Here is a 20423-nt window from a genome sequence, read left to right on the forward strand (position 1 = left end):
AAAGGTTGCTTGTAATCCAAATAAGAATAATAATACCGAACAGCCCTGCGAAGTATACGCCGAATAACATAGCCTGCACCTGTGTTTGAAGGCAACTGTCCATCTGCAATACAAAAACTGATGGCACGGATATGATCTGCTAATACCCGGAAAGCAATACTTTCTTTATCCTCACCAGCCCTATATTCTTTCTTAACTATTTTACTAATTGCTTCAATGGTACCGGTAAAGATATCCGTATCGTAATTACTTTGTTTGCCCTGTATTACTCTTACCAAACGCTCAAAGCCCATCCCTGTATCTACATGCTTTGCGGGCAATGGTTCCAGGCTGCTATCTTTTTTACGATTAAACTGGATAAACACATTGTTCCATATTTCAATTACCTGCGGATGATCGTTGTTAACCAGCGTACTTCCAGCTACCTGTTTTCTTTCTTCCTCACTCCTGCAATCCACATGAATTTCTGTGCAGGGTCCGCAAGGTCCGGTATCGCCCATCTCCCAGAAATTATCTTTTTTATTACCCAGTAAAATCCTGTCTTCGGCTACATATTTCTTCCATTCGTTAAAAGCTTCTTCATCTTTTGGCAGGCCTTCTTTTTCGTCGCCTTCAAAAACGGTAACGTATAATTTATCCCTGTCCAGTTTATATACTTCAGTCAATAATTGCCAGCTCCATTCAATGGCTTCTTTTTTAAAGTAGTCACCAAAGCTCCAGTTGCCCAGCATTTCAAACATGGTATGGTGATAGGTATCAACACCAACTTCTTCCAGGTCGTTGTGTTTGCCACTTACCCGTAAACATTTTTGCGTGTCTGCGGCCCTGCTATAAGGCGCTTTTTTATTGCCCAGGAAATAATCTTTAAACTGGTTCATCCCTGCATTTGTGAACAACAAAGTGGGATCATCTTTTAATACGATGGGCGCAGAAGGCACAATGGTATGCCCCTTCGATTGAAAAAAATCAAGAAACTGTCTGCGTATCTGTACACTCGTCATCATAAAACCTTTCTATTTTGGGTTGATTTTTGCAATATATCAGTCTATATTTGAAGATTTAAAAAAAACTGTGGCGCAAAGGTAAGGAAAAGCTTATCCTTGCTATATGCAAGGAGCACCGCAAAATAATTATCGTACAAATATTTGTTATAATTTTAAAATCCGCGTATAACCGGCTTTGCATTTATATAAAAAACAATTATAAATTTTATATTAAAACCCCGGCGGGGTAAGGCTTGCATGAAGAAAATAAAATACTATTATAACATCAATACATTGCGGTATGAAAAGCTGGTTACCCCCTTTAGGGTAAAGCTTTTACGCATATTTGGATTTCTTTCTGCACTGCTGGTAAGTTCTACCCTGGTAATATGGTTGTATACAAAATTTATTCCGAAACCTACCGATAAGGAATCAAGATTGAAAGAAGAGATCATGAAAGACAATTATAACGCATTGGGACAAAAGGTAAAAAATTTGCAGGAGCAAATGGCGGGCTTAGAAAAAAGGGATAACGAAGTATACCGATCTATTTTTGAAGCCAATCCTTTACCGGATAGCGCAAGGGCTAAATTACAGGAAAAATCGAAAGAACTGGATAAAGTAAATGTGATAAGTGACGATGCATTGGGCAAAACTATTTCGCTGGACTTAAATAATATTAGTGCCCGTATTGCATACCAGGTTAACAGTTATGCTGCCATTGAAAAACTAATCAACAACCAGACAGCTAAACTAGCTTGCATTCCTGCTATCCAGCCGGTGAGTAATAAAGACCTTACAAGAATTGCCAGTGGTTTTGGTTTTAGAATTCATCCCATTTATGGCATTCCTAAAATGCACAATGGGCTTGATTTTACAGCACCGCAGGGTACGCCCATTTATGCTACCGGCGATGGTACAGTTACAACAGCAGGTGGTGGAACGGGTACCGGAAACCATGTGATTATTAACCATGGTTATGGATATGAAACCGTGTACATGCACATGGTGCGCATTAAAGCAAGAGAGGGACAGCGGGTGAAACGGGGAGAGGTGATTGGCTGGGTAGGTAGTACAGGAGCCAGTACCGGGCCGCATTGCCACTACGAAGTACATATTAACGGAAGGAAGGTTGACCCCGTTTACTTTTTTTATAATGACCTGAATGCAGAACAGTACGACCGCGTATTAAAACTTGCTGCAACGGGAAGTGCAAAAAGTTTTGATTAAAAGGAGACTGGGAAAATACAATAACCCGCAAAAAATTTATTTTTATATCCCATTTGATACATGGCTGTACAAACACAAATAGCATTTGATTTTGATACCATTGTGCAACCGCCGTTGCCTGAGCAAAAGTCTGTTGTAAAAAAAGAGAAGGTAATTGTATTGCCCGCCACTATTACGGATGTTAAGCAAAAGTCAACCCGCGGCCGGAAGAGTCTAAAGGAAATGAGCATTGGTGTTGACCTGCTGGATATTCCGGCTGATGAAATTCTGTTTCAAAAAATGTATTACTCCATAGGTAAAGTAGCGGCCATGTTTAAAGTAAACCAATCGTTGATACGCCTTTGGGAAAATGAGTTTGATGTGTTAAAGCCTAAAAAAAATGGCAAGGGCGACCGGCTGTTTCGTCCGGAGGATATAAAAAATATTCAGTTGATTTATCATTTAATGCGGGAACGGAAATATACCATGGAAGGTGCCAAGGAATTTATAAAACATAACAAAAATTCTGATGAAAAATTTATAGCCATCGCTGCGCTCAAAAAGCTGAAAGATTTTTTAAATGAATTAAAAGCAAATTTATAGCAACTATTACCGCAGGGGCAGCTGATTTTAGAGTAGTTGATTTTGGGGTGGTTGATTTATTTGAGTTGATGACGGTTGATTTTGTTTTGGGTCATTATTATTACTTACCATGACAGCCGGCTCGCCGAAAAATTCGGCTGTATTGTCTTCCAGTAATTTTTTTATTTGTAGGTTGATGGTTTGTTTTAAGGTATCAAATTCACTTAAAGCAATTGCATCGGTAAAATATTCGGCCATGATCGTCATTCCGTTTTTACTGATATCTTTTAAAAAAACAGAATAAGAAAATAGACGGGGTTCTTTTTCGGCCAATATTTTTTTTGTTTCTGCAATAATATTTTCTGCTTTGGTGGCCGGTGTTTTTACTGATAGTTCCAGAATTATTTCGGCTCGCCGCTGGGTTCTCATACTCCAGTTATCTACAATAGAATCTACCATTTGCTTATTGGGCATCGTAACAATGGTTTTATCGCCAGTGAGTATCCTTGTACTGCGCAACCCTATTTTTTCTACCCTGCCAATAATGTTATTCACTTTTACCGTATCACCTGTAAAAAAAGGTTTGTCGAAAAATATAATAAAAGAGGCAATTAAATTTTCCAGGCTTTCTTTTGCACCCAAGGCCAGTGCTGCACCAACGATACTTAAGCCTGTTAATAAATTACCAAGCGGTTGATTAAAACAGGCTTTAATAATCAGCAATACACCGATGATACCAATGATCACTTTTAAAAAATCCCGTAAAAAAACTACCAGTTGGTTATCTCTTGTATCCAGCGCAAGGTTAGTTTTTTCTTCCAGTACAAAAGCAATAAAATCAATCATTCTTAAAACAAGCAAAATGAAAGATGCTATAATAATTCCAGTTCCAATACGGGCTACAATATCAGCCGTTGTATGCCCATACAAGGTATATAACAAGATATCCGGAAAGTTTAATTTATCGATTGCAAATATAGAAATGAGCAGTACCAGAAATCTTTCAAAAGGGCCAACAACAAGAGTTACAAAACTTTTCTTGCTTACGGTTTTCCATACTTTTTTAACAACCCGGAAAAACAGCGACACAATATAACGGGATAGATAACGCTTTAAAAGCAGCACCAGCAGGATGGTACCCCCTACAACAAGATAGCTACGGAGGGTATTGTCGAAATAAACCTTGTCTAAAAAATCCATGTTATAAAAATACTACAATGCGGCATACTATTTTAGTAAAAATTGCAGCAGACCTTCCTTTTGTAATACAAACAATTTGTTATTACCCGCTTTTATCTGCAAGGCATTGTTAAAAGAAACAGGCAGCACATATTCTCTTAAATTTAAAGAACCCGGTTTGTATTGATGCAATAAATTATTGCTGAAACCATATAGATTATTGGCTATTACATCTATACTGCTCCAGTTTAAAAAGGGAATCCTAGTTTTAAATGATCCGTAATAATCGAATGTATAAAATCCCTTTGCTGTATCGTAGAGGTAAACAAATTTGTCGCGGTCTAAAATTTGTTCGGGGGATGGTATGCTGTCAAATATATTTCTAAAATCTACCGTGCTCATTAATACCGTCCCATTGTCATCTATTTTTTTCAGCATGGCATCGCCCTCATCAAATAGCCAGATATGGTTATCGTACGATGCTGCAATGGCTTTTACTTTATAAATATTTTGTTGCCGCAGGTTAATGGTATTGAGGATATTCAGGAACCTGTCGAGCACAACAATAGTAGAAAAATTTTTATAATACAGCAGCAATTTTAACGGATTGGTAGCATCAATGGAAAATAATTTTCCGTATTTGCGCACATCATTAAAAACTACCGAATCGCCATCGCGACTTATTTTTTTTAGCTGATTGGTATTGCTGAGTAAATAAATATTATCAAGGTTATCAATGGTAAAATAAGAAAAATTACCTGGGTAAATTTTCTTAAAAACAAAGGAAGAATCATTTTGCGCAAAGCCGTAAACAGCAGTGAAAATGCTGAAGTAAAAAAGTAATATTATTTTTTTTCCTGTCATCATTTGTTGAAATATTTCAGTGTGGTAATGGTTCCGTCAAATACAGCGTAGCTGTCAAAATTTATCCACTCGCCTAAATTGATATAGCGGCTGTTTTCATTCAAAGTAAAATCAATTGGTAAATGCCGGTGACCGAAAATAAAATAGTCCACATGTTCTTTTTGTAATACTTCTTTAGAATAAATAATAAGCCATTCATTTTCTTCTCCTAAAAATACTTCTTCTTTTTTGTTAGCCAGTTCCCTGCTTTTTTGCGAAAAATAATTAGCGATACCCAATCCAACATAGGGAGGTAAAATACCAAACATCCATTGGCAAACAGGATTACGGAATATTTTCTTCAATAATTTATACCCATGATCTCCGGGGCCCTGTCCATCACCATGACCCACTAAAAATTTTTTACCATTGAATTCAAAAAATGCGGGCTCAAAATAAACAGGGATATTGAGTTCGGTTTGAAAATAATCCCGCATCCACATATCATGATTGCCTACAAAAAAATGAATCTTAATACCTGCATCCGTGAGTTCTGCCAGCTTACCCAATAATCGAGTATAACCTCTTGGCACTACGTATTTGTATTCAAACCAAAAATCAAACATATCGCCTACAATGAAGATCTCTTCCGCATCATTTTTTATACTTTCTAAAAACTGAACAATTCTTTTTTCTCTTTGCAAACTCACGGCTGCATTGGGTGAACCCAAATGAAAGTCGGACAAAAAATAAATATTTTTATTGAAGGCTGCATTCATTGTTGTTCTTTATGGTTCAATTGCATGGTGAATGGATGATACTGTTTAAACAACCTAAGCAGTTTTATCCACTAAAAACAAATATACTTCTTTGGGGCCATGCACTCCTGTAACCAATGTTTTTTCAATATCTGCGGTACGGCTTGGCCCGCTGGCAAAAGTTATCAATGAAGGAATGGCGATGTATTTTTCTTTGAAAAATTGCAGCGCATCTTTTATATCGTACACCAGTTGATTGGTAAAAGCAATGCAGATATGTATAGGCGCATATACACTTACGGTACGGCCGCTTTGCTGTGCGGCACTCATTACAATGGTACCCGTTCTTGCTACCAGGTATTCGCATCCGGTAATGGCTGCATCACAACTTTCAAGATTGAGGGTATTGCTGTATAAAACATTCCATTGATCCTCATTACAAAAAATTTTCATCCATTCTTTACTGCTGATGAGTAGCTGAAGCTGTGCATGCAATTCGTTTTCATCGGCACAAAAAATAAATTTGCCTTGTAATTTGGTAAAGGCTTCGGCAAATATAATTTCCAGTTCTTCCTTTGCCGGCTGAAACACGTTTACTGCTTCATTATTTAACTCAAAAGGCAAAGGCACCGGAGTATCCAGTGCCTGCTTTATCTTATTCAGTATATTTTTTTTTGCTGTTGAATTAGCCATCCTTCTAAATTTGCGGTGGATTTTTTAATTCTTCAGGCATGGATGTTTCAGGGTCTGTTGAAACTGTATCTTCTGGTTTTATACCCAGTGCCTTTTTCTCTTCATAAGGCCTCTTTCCAATTAATGCTTCAACATCACTTTTAAACAATACTTCTTTCTTTAACAACTCTTTTGCAAGTAATTCCACTTCTGCTTTTTTAACAATCAGTAACTCTTTAGTTCTTACGTAAGCAAGGCTGATCAGATTTCTTACTTCTTCATCAATCATTTTACCCGTTTCTTCACTAAATGGTTTGGTGAATGTATTCTCCTGGTTGGGATCGTAATAACTAATATTACCCACTTTATCATTCATGCCATACACAGTAATCATGCTATAGGCAATCTTAGTAATTTGCTGCAGATCATTGCTGGCTCCCGTGCTTATTTTTCCAAAGAAAATATCTTCACTGGCACGGCCACCGAGGGTCATACAAATCTGATCCATTAACTGATCTGTATTGTATAAATATTGCTCTTTTGGCGTATACTGCGCATACCCTAATGCAGCTGAACCCCGTGGAACAACGGTTACTTTCAATAACGGATAAGCATGTTCTAGAAACCAGCCACAAATTGCATGGCCCGCTTCGTGATAGGCAATAATTTCTTTTTCTTCGGGAGAGATGATTTTATTCTTCTTTTCCAGGCCGCCAATTACCCTGTCAATGGCATCCTGAAAATCACTCATATCCACTGCGTCTTTATTTTTGCGTGCAGCAATTAAAGCAGCTTCGTTACAAACATTGGCGATATCTGCACCGGCAAAACCTGGTGTTTGTTCCGCCAGTTTATAAATATCCAGCGTAGTAGAAATTTTTATTGGGGCAAGATGCACTTTAAAAATGGCTTCCCTGCCCACCATATCCGGCTTATCAATCGTTATCTGCCGGTCGAAACGGCCGGGACGCAATAAAGCTGAATCCAGTACATCCGGCCTGTTGGTGGCTGCCAGAATAATAATACCTAAATCGGTTCCAAAACCATCCATTTCTACCAGCAACTGATTGAGGGTATTTTCCCTTTCATCATTGCTCATCATCATATTCTTTCCCCTTGCTCTTCCTATTGCATCAATTTCATCTATAAAAATAATACAGGGAGCTTTTTCCCTGGCCTGTTTAAATAAATCTCTTACACGGCTGGCACCTACACCTACAAACATCTCTACAAAATCACTGCCGCTTAAACTAAAAAACGGAACCTGCGCTTCGCCGGCTACTGCTTTTGCCAACAACGTTTTACCCGTACCCGGAGGGCCAATCAGTAAAGCTCCTTTTGGAATTTTACCTCCTAAGGCAGTATATTTCTTAGGAGTTTTTAAGAAATCAACAATTTCCATCACCTCTACTTTTGCTTCGTCCAGACCGGCCACATCGCCGAAGTTGATGTTAACCCTGGAAGCCTTATCAAACAAGGTTGCTTTCGATTTGCCGATATTAAAAATACCGCCTGGTCCTCCACTGCCCCCGCCTGGTCCGCCTACTTTACGCATCATCATTACAAACAACAATCCTATTAATAAAATGGGTAAGAGGGTAGTTACCAATTGACCAAAAAATTCACCTTCATCATCCGGTGAATCTGCAATTTCGGGTACATTGGGATATTTTTTATAAAAATCCTGCATCTGGGATGCAAAGGTTTTTTCGTCTACTATTGGAAAAAATAGTTGGGGGGCGAAAACTTTAGAGGCGTTATCAATATCATATTGTTTGCCCATAATTGCGCGGTACACATCCTGCTTTTTGCTAAGGCTGTCCTTTTTTATAAATACGCGGACAATTTTTTTGTTACGGATGGTTTTAATACTTTCCACATCACCCTGCCTTACCAGTTCGGTAAATTTTACCTGGTTGGTCTCTATCCCTAAAACCCCAAAGCCCCTGTAGGCATTGTAGGCTAAAATACCCGCAAATACAAGGCCGTATACCCAGTAAATATTAAAACGGTTTTTGTTTTTTTGTTGATTATCATCTCCAATAGGCGGGATACTATCCGGATTGAATTTTTTCTTCGATACAGGTTTTTTATCTTCTGACATATTTGCTTGCTTAGAATATTTATTATGATTACTATCTTTTTGAAGATAGTTTTATTGATGATTTAATCGTTGTGTTCGGTTACGGAAGCATCGCTCCACATTTCTTCCAGTTGATAAAATTTTCTTGGCTCAGGTAACATAATGTGTACCACTACATTTACATAATCAATTAGTATCCACTGCTGGGCCTGCTTTCCTTCATGTTTGTAAGGAGGTTCGCCACATTTTAATTTTACGTCTTCTTCAATAAAGTCGGCAATGGCCTTTAACTGAGTATTATTGCTTGCCTGGCAGATGATAAAAAAATCTGCCACCGCTTCAGGTATTTTACGAAGATCAAGACTTACAATATTTTCACCTTTTTTTTCCTGTATGGCGTGAATAATTGCCTTAATAATTTTACTGTTTTTGGTTAGCCGGGTGATGGTGTTTTTTTTTCTGTTGCCTAATAATGTAAGATTGTTCAAATTATATACTTTTTTAATTAATTGTTTACAGACTGTTACCCATTGTATACCTATAAACGAACGTAAAATTGTTTTAATTTATGATTGCCTGCACGTAGCTTGCAATTGTTATCAAAAATACTAATTCTTTACCAATCGTTGCATTATGCCAGACACCAAGCCTTTATTTGTTGTTTTAGATTCCGTTGACAGTACCAACAACTATGCCATGGCAAAAGTTCATGCAGGTTTGGCGAAGCAGGGTGATGCATACTTTTCTTTTATCCAAACTGACGGAAAAGGGCAGCGTGGAAAAAACTGGCACACAGGCAACCGACAAAATATTGCCCTTAGTATTGTAATTGTTCCTTCTCAGCTATATGTAAACGAACAATTTAAATTATCGGCTGCGGTTGCCCTGGCTTGTGTTGATTTTTTTAGCCAATTTGCAGGAGAAGAAACAAAAATAAAATGGCCAAATGATATTTACTGGCGTGACAGAAAGGCAGGCGGAGTATTAATTGAAAATGTTATTGGAAGCGATACTACAGCTAATAAAAAAACAAAGAATAAAATATCAGGTACGTTTTGGAAATTTGCAGTAGTAGGTATTGGTATCAATATTAATCAGGCCATGTTTAATAATGAGCTTAGCAATGCGATCTCTTTAAAACAAATAACCGGAAAAGAGTTTGAGGTAACAGAGCTTGCAAAACAACTGCATTTGCTGGTATTACAAAAACTGAACGAATTATCAACCCAGCCTTTTGAAAAAATTTTACAGCAGTACAATGAGCGGTTGTTTAAAAAAAATGAAGTGGTGAGGTTAAAAAAAGACAATATTATTTTTGCCACAACTGTGAAAGAAGTTACTGCAAACGGGCTGCTTTTTACAACAGACCTGATTGACAATTTTTTTGATTTTGGAGAAGTGGAATGGCTTTTGTAAAAATGAAAGAAGAAGGTAACCCCCGGGCAAACCTTCTTCTTTCATTAAATATATTTTATTAAAAAAATTATTTATAGAGGTAATTCAATCCAGTTATATCATCTGCATTAAAAGAGCGGTCGCCACCATTAGAACATGCAAGCATCCAGGAACCCGCAGCATTTGTTGCTGAAGATGGAGTACCCGGAATTAAGATAGCACCAATGGTGGAAGCTCCTTCGTTGGTAGCTGTACCACTGCAGCTTATGCTCCTGTCGAAGTAATCTGTGTGCCGCATACCAAAACAATGTCCTAATTCGTGCTGAATAACACTGCCTACATAATTAACATTTGGATTAGTGCCATAAGCTTGCGCATTTGTATTCATTTTAACGGTATTGTATGGTGCGCCATTGGTAGGAAAACCAGACGAACCTAATGTTATATAACCGCCTTTGGCTCTTTGATTAAATCCAAGAATGGTAACATCCGGGGTACCGGTGGTTACTCTTTGAAAAGATATTTTTAAACCCAAAGCATTGTATCTGCTAATTGCCAGGTCAGTTCCTTGTTCAAAAGCAGGACCTAAATTGCTCACTAAAATTTTGAATGTTTTAGGTAATCCCACTGTAACCAGATTAGTAGTCCGGTATTGCTCTGCGGTACCTACCCGTAGTAAAAGCTGGCTGGGAGTGCTGTTTAAAAGTTCATCTGTTAAATTGATATCACCTTCTACCAGGTAACCGTCGTCTGTTTTTTGAACATTACCTGTGCCAAAGCCAAGATTGGCAATTTTTACTTTTGTTTCAGCAGAAATTCCGTCATCACTAACAGTTGTTGTAGAAGTTTTTTTACATGAACTAACCGTTATTAGAATACCGGATATGAGCAAGAAATTAAATAGGGCTTTCTTCATAAATTAATTTTTTAATTTTGATAATTAGTTACGATAGTAATTTAGTTAAAATTTTTAACAAATTATAAAATTGATTATAGTTCATTGTCAATTTACCGATATTTTTAAAACGTTTGTCAGGCTGGTTTCCGGATTAAAAACAGTGATAAAATAAATACCTTTTGAAAAGAAGAATGGGATTTTTAGGGCTGTAGAGGTTGCCTTTTTATTGTAAACTGTGCGGCCGGTGATATCTATAATTTTTATACGCTGATTTTGTAATTCACTCATTTGGATAGTTAGGATATTATTTTGAATAACGGGATTAGGAAAAACTACCACAGCTGCATTATTGAAATAAAATATATTGCTCGTAAAACTATAGATGATTCTGCCATCTTTTAATTCAATACGTGCCCGATAGGTGTTGACTCCTTTTTGAAGATTGGTGTCTGTGGCCGTAAAATGTAATCCTGTGATACTGGTTATTTCTTTAAAACCAAAAAAACTTCCCGACTGCAATTTTTCAAACACTACTCTTTTTATTAAGTAATCTGTTCCCGTTTGCAATAAGATCTTGGCTGTATTATCATTTTGAAGATCGGTCAGAAAATTATTTATGTAGCAATCAACACCCTGCATTGTATAATCGGTGGTGTAACTTTTTACACCACTTTTTCCATTTAATATTGGTGCTACAGCAAATTGCCGGTAAGGCAAATTTTTTTTATTAAACACAAATTGAGTATCGGTAGTGGTAGCAACGGGCTGAAGGTATTTACCTTGCAAACTATAAATTTGGTAGCTGCTTACTCCTTGCAATTTGTTCCAGAAGTATAATACAGAATCTGCACAATTAAAGCCAGTTTTAAAACCTAATTTTTTACTGATCGTAAATGTGTCGCTTAAAAAATCACCTGCACTGGTATGCATTTTTAAAATGGCCAGCGCATTGGTATCAGGCACATTCCAGTAATAGTATTTATTACTTGTGTGGATTAAACTGTCCATCAAATACCAGTTATTTCCTTTATCTATACTGTACATCAAATGTGCATTGGCAGTGGGCCTATCGGTATTCCAACGGACAATATTTGCCGAAGCAGGAAATAAATTATCTGTAGCCGAAGGGAAATTCCATGAAAAAAGATTGGTGGTATCAAGCTGGTAAGCGATGTAAAATGACTGATCTCTACTGCTTATATTAAAACCCTTTACAACAATTTTATAATCGCCTGCTATTGGGTTATCAAGGGTAATTTGTTCAATAGTATTCAAGCTGTCTCTTTTGCGAACAGGTAATGCGGATAGTGAATCTGCATTGGCGAAACTATTTAGTACCCAGGGTTGCCACAATTGGTTGGCAGCTGGCAATTGTAGTTCCATATCAAGATCATTCACCAGTGCTTTATAGGCGTTGGGCACTGCTGGCATATCATTCCACACCAACATAAATTTGGCTTTTCTGATATCGGAAGGAATTGTAATTGAAAATTCTTTGCTTTCATTGTTAGCCACCTTGCCTGAAATAAAGTTGTTTCCCGTTAGGTCTTCTAGTGCTTTTATAGCATTTAGATTACCATAACCTGATGTATAATCTGGCCCGGAAGGCCCCACATCATCTGCACTATTTAAAAGAATTGCCTTAAGCAAAGCAGATGAAGGAAGGTTGCCCCCGTGTGCAGCAGCATAAGCCTGTTGCAAAACTGCAGCAGTGCCGGATACCAGCGCAGCAGCACCCGATGTGCCATCTTCTCCATAAGCAACGATTTCCGGCTTTATTCTTCCATCATAAGCGGGCCCTCGGGAACTTGCATTGGCAACTGTTTCAAAAGAATCCACCGCACCAACTGTAATAATATTCTTCGCCATTTTAAAACTTCCTGAAATATTTGCATGGCCAGCTAAGCCTGCATAATTACCACCCGTAGCTGCTAAATTGCCAAAGTTACCGGCAGAAAAAACAAATAAAACTGTATCGTTTTTTAAAGCGCTGGCATCATAAGCCGCAGCATCGGCTCCATAAAAATTTTCAATGCCTACGCCATAGGAATGATTTTGTACGGAAATATGCGTTTGCTGATAACTAATATCGGCATCAGGTAACAGGTTACTAAAGTTAGAAGAAGTGATGGTTGCAGCACTGGCAACACCTTTACCCAAATAGTAACTGTTACCTGCTCCAGCCGCCATGGTAGACATTATGGAGGCATGCGAAGAAACAACCGTTGCTGCCAATGGATTATAAAGATACCTTGCGGCAATATCAATATCCGTTGTATCGGGTAAATTTTCTTTAATAGAAATGGTAGTGCCTTCACCGTTTAAAAAGGGCATCCGGCTGTGCAGCAGGTTAATTTTATTTACACTTAAATCAAGGTCGTTTATTTGCAATTCTTCGGTTGGATGCCTGTTGTAAGCCCCTATAAAAACCACGCTTTCATCTTGTAACAATTCGTTGAACGCATCTGTAGTATTAACTGTTGCAATAAAAATATTTGTTGAAGAAGTTGTTTTTAACTCCAGTATTTTTTCCTTTTTTCTTTCAGCTAGATGGGTTCCGGGAAGAATACTTATTAAAAAAGCTGCAGGAAAAAAAAGCTGTTTATTTTTTTGTTGCAATAACAATGTGGATGAAAGTTTCCAGTTTGCAGAAGCCTTTTTTAACCACCCAAAAGAAGTTTGACCCAGGGTAGAAAACAATAATTTATTTGCTGTAACTATGAAAACAGAATCGTTTAATTGCCGTTGTATTTGGATGGCTTTATTATTATGCAAATCTGATATTTGTTCAACAGAAAAAGAACCAATAAAAAACTGATGATTATTTTTAGAATTTGATAAAGAGTCTGCATCTATAAAATCTCTAAACACTGCTTGCGCTTTTGCCGCAGATTGTTGCGCTGATGCTCCAAAATTTGCTGACACAAGCGCAACAAAAAATAACATAAAAAGATACTTTGAAAAACTAAGCATGGAAAGAAAATAAAGAATAAATATACAACTATTCATTTTCAGCAGCCCTTGCCTCCACTTCAAACCGGTTGTTGTAATAGCCTTTTCGCATGCTCTCCCATAAATATTTTATGATGAATATTACCATGCCCTGTTGCCTGTATTGCCTGATGTGGCACAACTCATGTTTAACCCATTTTTCATTTTGTAAAAATGCAGCTTTGCTGGTATTGTATAAATGAATTGTGCTACCCAACACCATCGCAACAGCAGAAGTATTTAATTTTTTAGCAGCAATTTTAGCCAGCCATGAATTTTCTTTTATGGTAAATTGTTCATTCAAAGTATTCTTATTAAGTAACCTTCGATATCTCACCACATAGGCACACAGCAAACATAGTTTTCCTTTTGCATTTTCTATGTAACCTATATGCCTATGTGGTTTAAGTATTTTTGTGTTTCAATTTCTAAATTGTGAAATCAAGATTCGGGAAGATCCCGGAAATACTCGTTTACAAATGTTTTTTGTCCTTCCTTAAATATATTGGTAACATTGAAGTTGATCAGGATACCCTTCGGCGCACTTAGTAGTTTCATATAGGTTATCAACTGGGCTTCATGCACAGGCAAAATTATATTTACAGATTTTAATTCAATTACTATCAGCTCATCAACAAAAAAATCGCATTTTAGCAATGCATCAATCATCAAGCCCTTGTAATCGATTGGGACAACCATCTGGGATTAAGTTGGAATTTCCATAACCCTGAATTCTTCGTACATACAGCTCTGGTAAACACTTTCGAGTAAACCGGGACCTAAGTATTTGTGAACTTCGATTGCTACACCGATAATTTCATATGTAAGATCGTTCAGTAATTTTTTAGGTACGAACATAAATTTATATTGACAAAATAAATTTACAGTATTTCCATTTAACTTTTTTATCAAATAGACACATCGAAAACATACAGTATTCTCAATGTATTTTCTATGTGTGCGATGTGCAGGTGTTCATGTGTTTCAGGATTTAAACCCTGGACTCCCAGGAATATGATTTTATATTTTTAATTTACTTCACTAGCCAATTTCATTCCAGGCATTTAAAATTTCTTCGGTATGGTTTTTAGTGTCTGGCTTATTGATAATTTTTTTTATTTTACCCTCTTCCCCAATTAAAAAAGTAGTACGGGTAATTCCCATATACGTTTTGCCCATGAATTTTTTTTCGCCCCATACGCCATATTGTTCTGCAATTTTTTTGTCTTCATCAGCAATGAGCGGAAACGGTAATTTATATTTAGTTTCAAATTTTTTATGGGATTTTATCGGATCTGCACTAACACCAATCACGGTAAATCCTTTTTGTAACAACACAGCATAATTATCCCTTAAATTACAAGCTTGTGCTGTACAACCGGGCGTATCATCTTTAGGATAAAAATAAAGAATCACTTTTTTTCCTTTAAAATCTGTTAAAGAAATTTTTTCGCCATTTTGATGAACGCCTTTAAAGACGGGGGCTTTCTTGCCTTCTATTAATGTAGTCATTTTAGTGTATTTATATCTGGGTATTTTATTGCAGCTTACTTATAAAAAAATATTTTTACCGGGTAAAATGATAAATTTTTTCTGTTGTATTTCCAACACAATCTGCAACACTTATTTTAAGTTCGTGTTTGCCAGGTAAACAATGCTCATCAAATTTATATATAAAAGTTTTGCCTTTATCATTACTAAACCTCAGCCATTTACCATCAAGTAATGCAGTAAAATTTACCAATTCCTCTGTATTGTCAGTAATAACAAAAGCAAGCCTGTTTAGTTTACCAGCATGCATTCCCTCTCTATAACCAATGGGTGTAATTGTTGGAGGTATAGTGTCTTCCAGTAATTGAAAATTACCAAATTCCCTGAAACTTGCTTTGTACCAGCCATTTTCATATTTGGCCCTGGCATAATCATTTTTATTATTTGCAAAGCGGTGCATTACCATTTTATCTGGATGCGTAGCAGTAGTATCTTTTATTTTTACAGAAAACATGGTTTGTAGCGGAACAGTAGTATTGTGTATTTGATAAACCGGAAATCCTGCAGCTGGAATTATTTCATTGTATTTAAACCTAAAAGAATCGTATAAACTTATTTCGGGCAGAAAAAAATGAAGTTTTTCATTTTCGAAAATATTAATAAATCCGGGATGGAATTCTTTTTGCTGATGCGTTAAGGTGGTATCAGCAGCAGATTGCTTTTCTTGTTCTGCGCCTCTTTTTATTCCAAATTTTAAAACAGACATATTACCATTGGCATCTTTTACTTCAATTTTTATTTGGTGTACTTTGTCATTTTCTAAATCAATCACGCCGTCTCCGGCAGCCTCTTTGTAAATGCCCCTGGTATAACCAGGCAATCTGCTGAGGTGTTGTACAAAAGGGCCGCCTGTACTGCGCAGTTTGTAATCAATATGTGCATTAAGGTACCTGGTTTCGTCATAGCTTATACTGTCCATCTGAAAGCCGATAACCGGAATTTCATCATCCGATAAAACAGCCTGGTAAATACCGTTTTTGTTGGTAGATCCTGTATAGCGGTCGTAAGCCGTAATAGCAAAACTTACCCGATCTGTATTATAAACAAGTACTGCTGGCGTAGTTATATAAACGCCATTTATTTTTTTTATTGGATAAAATTTGGGCGTTTGTTCGTAAGTGCTGATGCACCTGTCGTAAACCGCTAAACGCAAAATATCCGGAGGGATATTATCTGCAATCGGAAAGCCAAAAAGCAATGGATTTAAAACTTTATCAGTTTTGGTATCGCGTATTTCAAAATGTGTATGCGGTCCCTGCGAGCCGCCGGTGTTGCCGCTGTACGCAATTTCCTGTCCTTTTTTTACAGTGAATAATCCTTCGGGAATATCAATAAATATTTTCCAGCTTTGTAGCTGGTACTGTTGCGTGGTAATGTATTTTTCTAACGCCGGATAAAACTCATTTAAGTGTGCGTACAGCGTTGTAAGTCCATTGGGATGATTGATATAAATACACCGGCCAAAACCAAAAGATTCTATTTTTACTTTTGCAATATACCCATCCGCAGCAGCTACCACGGGTACGTTTTCCCGTTGATCTGTTTTACAATCCAGCCCCATGTGAAAGTGATTGGGTCTTAATTCGCCAAAGTTGGCTGCCAGTGCATGTTTGGCAATAACCGGCCATTGAAAATAATTTTGTGGATACTTTTTAGCCGGAAAAAACTGGGCATGGGCGGAAATAAAAATTATTAAAAAATACCATACCGCAATTAGTTTATGTACATTCATAGTGTATAATAAATATGCAAACTTAATTGTAAAAAAACAGTAAAAACTATTACCATGAGCGTAAATTCAAAACACATTGCTACTTTTTTATTGGGGGCTGCCGCAGCATTGGCCGGAGCAAAATATATGACCATGACGCCGGAAGAAAAAGAAAAACTGGCAGGCGATTTAAAAGACAAGGCACACAAAATGAAAGATGAAGCAGAAGGCGCATTTGATAAAGCTAAAGATTATTTTGAAGAATTAAAAACCAAAGGTGCAGAGGCTTTAAAAGAGCATTTGGGCGATGCTGAAAAGACAATCGGTGATTTGTTTGGTAAAAAAGATAGTCCTACTTCTACGCCTTCGTAAAGATTTCTTTTATATTGATTGATTGATTGACTGGAGTAGCTGTTAAAAAAATTTAGCAGGGGCTATGCTATTGCGTTGCTGAATAATTTTTGATCTTAACTACGCTTTAATAAAAGCCAAATAGCAGTACAACCGATGAACGGATTGCGACGCAAGAATGATGCTATGAAAATATTAGCTGGTATAAAAAATGTTTAAAAATCACCCTTGGTTTATTACCACTTCAATTTATAATTTTTCTCATTTCATTTTTTCCGCTCAGTCCCTTACTTTTGCACGCCTGTAGAAGGCAATACATTATGCCAAAAGACAATTCCATTACCTCAGTACTTATTATCGGCTCAGGCCCAATCATTATCGGACAAGCCTGTGAATTTGATTATTCCGGCACACAAGCCGCCCGTAGCTTGCGGGAAGAAGGGATTAAAGTAATCCTGATCAACAGCAATCCTGCCACCATTATGACCGATCCGATGATGGCTGACAGGGTTTATCTGCTGCCATTAACGGTGGAGAGCATTGAGCAAATACTGGAAGAAAATAAAATAGACGCGGTGCTGCCTACGATGGGCGGGCAAACGGCTTTAAATCTTTGCAAGGAAGCAGACGAGCTGGGCATTTGGGAAAAATTTAATGTAAGGTTGATTGGGGTTGATATTAAAGCCATTGACAAAGCAGAAGACCGGGAAAAATTCCGCCAATGGATGATTGAAATGGGCATACCGGTTTGTCTGGCAAGAACAGCGAATTCTTTTTTAGAAGGAAAGGAATTTGCACAGGAAATTGGGTTTCCATTGGTAATACGTCCTTCGTTTACACTTGGTGGAACCGGCGGCGGCATTGTATTTAAAAAAGAAGAACTGGATGATGCTTTGAACAATGGTTTAACCGCATCGCCCATACATGAAGTATTGGTTGAAAAAGCCGTGCTGGGATGGAAAGAATTTGAACTGGAATTGCTGCGGGATAACAACGACAATGTGGTAATTATTTGTGCAGTAGAAAATTTTGACCCGATGGGTGTGCATACAGGCGACAGTATAACAGTAGCACCAGCCATGACTTTAAGCGATACTGCCTACCAGTTGATGCGTAACACAGCCATTCGTATGATGCGTGCGTTGGGTAATTTTGCCGGCGGTTGCAACGTACAGTTTGCACTTAATCCGCAAACAGAAGACCTGATTGTGGTAGAAATAAATCCCAGGGTAAGCCGTTCCTCTGCATTGGCTAGTAAAGCTACCGGTTACCCGATTGCAAAAATTGCTGCCAAGCTGGCGATTGGGTATAACCTGGATGAATTAAAAAATCAGATTACGCAATCTACATCGGCTTATTTTGAGCCGGCGCTGGACTATGTGATTGTAAAAATACCCCGCTGGAATTTTGATAAATTTAAAGGTGCCAATGATACACTTGGTTTTCAAATGAAGAGCGTGGGTGAAGTTATGGCAATTGGAAGAAGCTTTGCTGAGGCAATACAAAAAGCTTGTCAGAGTTTGGAAAATGAAGCCGTTGGATTGGGTTATTACGGTAAAAGTTTAATGCATGCCGATGAGTTGATTGAATACATCAAAATACCAAAATGGGATCGGGTGTTTCGTATAAAAGATGCGCTGATGGCGGGAGCCAGCGTTAAACGTATTTGCGAAAGCACGGGTATTGACCGTTGGTTTATTTACCAGATACAAAAGATTTGCGATTGTGAAAAAGAAATTGCTAAATACGATCTGAAAACATTGCCCGGTGAATTGCTGACGCAAGCCAAATTTTTAGGCTTCAGCGATGAACAGATTGTCCGGATTATGAAGGAAGACGATGCGGAACTTATTTACAACCGCAGAAAAGAAATGGGCCTTACCAGGGTTTTTAAAATGGTAGATACCTGTAGTGCCGAATTTGAAGCTAAAACACCCTACTTTTATTCAACGTTTGAAAAAAAGGCGGCGCTTCCTTTCTCCAAGGAGGGATTTGAAAAGACAGATTCCGCTGCTTTATTAGTTTCCAACGAATCTGTAGTTTCTGCAAAGAAAAAGATAATTGTTTTGGGTAGTGGCCCTAACAGAATTGGCCAGGGCATTGAGTTTGATTACTGTTGTGTACACGGTTTACTGGCAGTAAAAGAAGCTGGCTACGAAGCCATCATGGTAAATTGCAATCCCGAAACCGTATCTACTGATTTTGATATTGCTGACAAATTATATTTTGAACCCGTGTTTTGGGAACATTTATGGGAAATTATTGAGCACGAAAAACCCGAAGGTATCATTGTACAACTCGGTGGACAAACAGCGTTGAAACTGGCAAAAAAACTACACGAAAAAGGTATTAAAATTATCGGTACTTCCTTTGACAGTATGGACATTGCGGAAGACAGGGGAAGGTTTAGTGATACATTGAAAGAACTCGGTATTCCTTATCCAAATTACGGCACGGCATTTAATACGGATGAAGCCATTGAAGTAGCCAAAGTAGTTGGTTACCCGGTGTTAATACGTCCCAGCTACGTAATTGGCGGACAGCGTATGCGGATTGTGCTGAATGATGAGGATCTTGAAAAAGGTATTTTAAGTTTGATAAAACATTTACCTGGTAATAAAATTTTGATCGATCACTTTTTAGACCGTTGCCAGGAAGCGGAGATTGATGCCATATTTGATGGAGAAGACTTTCACATCATGGGTGTGATGGAACATATTGAACCTGCCGGTATTCATAGCGGGGACAGCAATGCCGTGTTGCCACAATTTAACCTGTCGCCATTGATAGTGACTACGATGGAACATTATGCAGAAAAAATAGCCCGGAAGCTAAATATAAAAGGATTGATCAATATACAGTTTGCCATTAAAGATGGTAATGTGTTTGTAATAGAAGCCAATCCAAGAGCAAGCCGTACCACGCCGTTTATTGCAAAAGCGTACCAGATACCTTATCTGAATATTGCCACCAAAATTATGCTGGGCGTAAACAAAGTAAAAGATTTTACCTACGATAAAAAGCTACAAGGCTTCGCCATTAAAGAACCTGTTTTTTCTTTTAATAAATTTCCTGGTGTTAGTAAGGAATTAGGGCCTGAGATGAAAAGTACGGGCGAGGCCATCCGCTTTATAAAAGACTTGCGTGATCCGTATTTCAGGCAGCTATACAAAGAGCGGAGTATGCATTTGAGCAAGTAAAGAACAATTAACAGATC

Annotated in this window: 17 protein-coding genes and 1 pseudogene; 5 read left to right on the forward strand and 13 right to left on the reverse strand. The window is 37.6% G+C overall.

Annotated features, from left to right (window positions below; translation table 11 throughout):
• A partial coding sequence (locus H7254_RS16065) for an alanine--tRNA ligase-related protein (protein WP_301933933.1) occupies positions 1-1004 on the reverse strand: 1004 nt, incomplete at its 3' end.
• Positions 1005-1241: 237 nt separating this feature from the next.
• Here H7254_RS16065 and H7254_RS16070 point away from each other — a divergent pair.
• Complete coding sequence (locus tag H7254_RS16070) at positions 1242-2213, forward strand: M23 family metallopeptidase (RefSeq protein WP_301933934.1); 972 nt, start codon at positions 1242-1244, stop codon at positions 2211-2213.
• 60 nt (positions 2214-2273) lie between these two features.
• Positions 2274-2795 carry a MerR family transcriptional regulator gene (locus H7254_RS16075; protein ID WP_301933935.1) on the forward strand — a complete coding sequence of 174 codons (522 nt, stop codon included), beginning with the start codon at positions 2274-2276 and terminating at the stop codon, positions 2793-2795.
• A gap of 27 nt (positions 2796-2822) precedes the next feature.
• Here the strand turns inward: H7254_RS16075 and H7254_RS16080 are convergent, their stop codons facing one another.
• The 6 genes from H7254_RS16080 to rsfS all read right to left on the reverse strand — a co-directional run bounded on the left by H7254_RS16080 (position 2823) and on the right by rsfS (position 8797).
• On the reverse strand, positions 2823-3974 hold the full coding sequence (locus H7254_RS16080) for a mechanosensitive ion channel family protein (RefSeq protein ID WP_301933936.1): 1152 nt from the start codon (positions 3972-3974) through the stop codon (positions 2823-2825).
• A 27-nt stretch (positions 3975-4001) separates the two neighbouring features.
• The gene (locus tag H7254_RS16085; protein WP_301933937.1) at positions 4002-4820 is read right to left on the reverse strand and encodes a hypothetical protein; all 819 of its coding nucleotides are present in this window, start codon (positions 4818-4820) and stop codon (positions 4002-4004) included.
• A complete protein-coding gene (locus H7254_RS16090) occupies positions 4817-5575 on the reverse strand; it encodes a UDP-2,3-diacylglucosamine diphosphatase (RefSeq protein ID WP_301933938.1) in 759 nt (252 codons plus the stop codon). The genes H7254_RS16085 and H7254_RS16090 overlap by 4 nt, the downstream gene beginning before the upstream one ends.
• A gap of 54 nt (positions 5576-5629) precedes the next feature.
• The gene (locus H7254_RS16095) at positions 5630-6247 is read right to left on the reverse strand and encodes an LUD domain-containing protein (RefSeq protein WP_301933939.1); all 618 of its coding nucleotides are present in this window, start codon (positions 6245-6247) and stop codon (positions 5630-5632) included.
• A gap of 4 nt (positions 6248-6251) precedes the next feature.
• Entirely contained in the window at positions 6252-8330 is a 2079-nt protein-coding gene (ftsH, locus tag H7254_RS16100) for an ATP-dependent zinc metalloprotease FtsH (RefSeq protein ID WP_301933940.1), read from the reverse strand.
• Positions 8331-8392: 62 nt separating this feature from the next.
• Positions 8393-8797, reverse strand: a complete 405-nt coding sequence (gene rsfS / locus H7254_RS16105; protein ID WP_301921316.1) for a ribosome silencing factor — start codon at positions 8795-8797, stop codon at positions 8393-8395.
• Between the two features lie 145 nt (positions 8798-8942).
• On the opposite strand from rsfS, the gene H7254_RS16110 reads away from it, so the two are divergent.
• On the forward strand, positions 8943-9725 hold the full coding sequence (locus tag H7254_RS16110) for a biotin--[acetyl-CoA-carboxylase] ligase (protein ID WP_301933941.1): 783 nt from the start codon (positions 8943-8945) through the stop codon (positions 9723-9725).
• A gap of 67 nt (positions 9726-9792) precedes the next feature.
• Here H7254_RS16110 and H7254_RS16115 read toward each other — a convergent pair whose 3' ends face one another.
• From H7254_RS16115 to H7254_RS16140, 6 genes and pseudogenes are all read right to left on the reverse strand, one after another.
• Positions 9793-10620 (reverse strand): M57 family metalloprotease, encoded by an 828-nt coding sequence (locus H7254_RS16115; protein ID WP_301933942.1) that lies wholly within the window; start codon positions 10618-10620, stop codon positions 9793-9795.
• Positions 10621-10707: 87 nt separating this feature from the next.
• Positions 10708-13548, reverse strand: coding sequence for a S8 family peptidase (locus tag H7254_RS16120; protein ID WP_301933943.1), 2841 nt, complete (start codon positions 13546-13548; stop codon positions 10708-10710).
• A 55-nt stretch (positions 13549-13603) separates the two neighbouring features.
• Positions 13604-13897, reverse strand: coding sequence for a DUF4157 domain-containing protein (locus H7254_RS16125; protein WP_301933944.1), 294 nt, complete (start codon positions 13895-13897; stop codon positions 13604-13606).
• Between the two features lie 137 nt (positions 13898-14034).
• Positions 14035-14451, reverse strand: a pseudogene (locus H7254_RS16130) (GxxExxY protein).
• Between the two features lie 183 nt (positions 14452-14634).
• Positions 14635-15105 carry a thioredoxin-dependent thiol peroxidase gene (gene bcp / locus H7254_RS16135; protein WP_301933945.1) on the reverse strand — a complete coding sequence of 157 codons (471 nt, stop codon included), beginning with the start codon at positions 15103-15105 and terminating at the stop codon, positions 14635-14637.
• Between the two features lie 55 nt (positions 15106-15160).
• Entirely contained in the window at positions 15161-16876 is a 1716-nt protein-coding gene (locus H7254_RS16140) for a M23 family metallopeptidase (RefSeq protein WP_301933946.1), read from the reverse strand.
• Between the two features lie 54 nt (positions 16877-16930).
• Here H7254_RS16140 and H7254_RS16145 point away from each other — a divergent pair, with 54 nt between their 5' ends.
• Together H7254_RS16145 and carB are read left to right on the forward strand one after the other, a co-directional pair.
• The gene (locus H7254_RS16145; RefSeq protein ID WP_301921323.1) at positions 16931-17227 is read left to right on the forward strand and encodes a hypothetical protein; all 297 of its coding nucleotides are present in this window, start codon (positions 16931-16933) and stop codon (positions 17225-17227) included.
• A 299-nt stretch (positions 17228-17526) separates the two neighbouring features.
• A complete protein-coding gene (gene carB / locus H7254_RS16150) occupies positions 17527-20406 on the forward strand; it encodes a carbamoyl-phosphate synthase large subunit (protein ID WP_301933947.1) in 2880 nt (959 codons plus the stop codon).
• Positions 20407-20423: the final 17 nt, after the last annotated feature.

Origin of the sequence: Ferruginibacter sp., assembly GCF_014377975.1 — a bacterium.
Taxonomy (GTDB): Bacteria; Bacteroidota; Bacteroidia; order Chitinophagales; family Chitinophagaceae; genus Ferruginibacter.

Coding starts and splice junctions, on each gene's coding strand:
- H7254_RS16070 (WP_301933934.1), top strand. CDS start 1,242: ATGAAGAAAATAAAATACTATTATAACATCAATACATTGCGGTATGAA.
- H7254_RS16075 (WP_301933935.1), top strand. CDS start 2,274: ATGGCTGTACAAACACAAATAGCATTTGATTTTGATACCATTGTGCAA.
- H7254_RS16080 (WP_301933936.1), bottom strand. CDS start 3,974: ATGGATTTTTTAGACAAGGTTTATTTCGACAATACCCTCCGTAGCTAT.
- H7254_RS16085 (WP_301933937.1), bottom strand. CDS start 4,820: ATGATGACAGGAAAAAAAATAATATTACTTTTTTACTTCAGCATTTTC.
- H7254_RS16090 (WP_301933938.1), bottom strand. CDS start 5,575: ATGAATGCAGCCTTCAATAAAAATATTTATTTTTTGTCCGACTTTCAT.
- H7254_RS16095 (WP_301933939.1), bottom strand. CDS start 6,247: ATGGCTAATTCAACAGCAAAAAAAAATATACTGAATAAGATAAAGCAG.
- ftsH (WP_301933940.1), bottom strand. CDS start 8,330: ATGTCAGAAGATAAAAAACCTGTATCGAAGAAAAAATTCAATCCGGAT.
- H7254_RS16110 (WP_301933941.1), top strand. CDS start 8,943: ATGCCAGACACCAAGCCTTTATTTGTTGTTTTAGATTCCGTTGACAGT.
- H7254_RS16115 (WP_301933942.1), bottom strand. CDS start 10,620: ATGAAGAAAGCCCTATTTAATTTCTTGCTCATATCCGGTATTCTAATA.
- H7254_RS16120 (WP_301933943.1), bottom strand. CDS start 13,548: ATGTTATTTTTTGTTGCGCTTGTGTCAGCAAATTTTGGAGCATCAGCG.
- bcp (WP_301933945.1), bottom strand. CDS start 15,105: ATGACTACATTAATAGAAGGCAAGAAAGCCCCCGTCTTTAAAGGCGTT.
- H7254_RS16140 (WP_301933946.1), bottom strand. CDS start 16,876: ATGAATGTACATAAACTAATTGCGGTATGGTATTTTTTAATAATTTTT.
- H7254_RS16145 (WP_301921323.1), top strand. CDS start 16,931: ATGAGCGTAAATTCAAAACACATTGCTACTTTTTTATTGGGGGCTGCC.
- carB (WP_301933947.1), top strand. CDS start 17,527: ATGCCAAAAGACAATTCCATTACCTCAGTACTTATTATCGGCTCAGGC.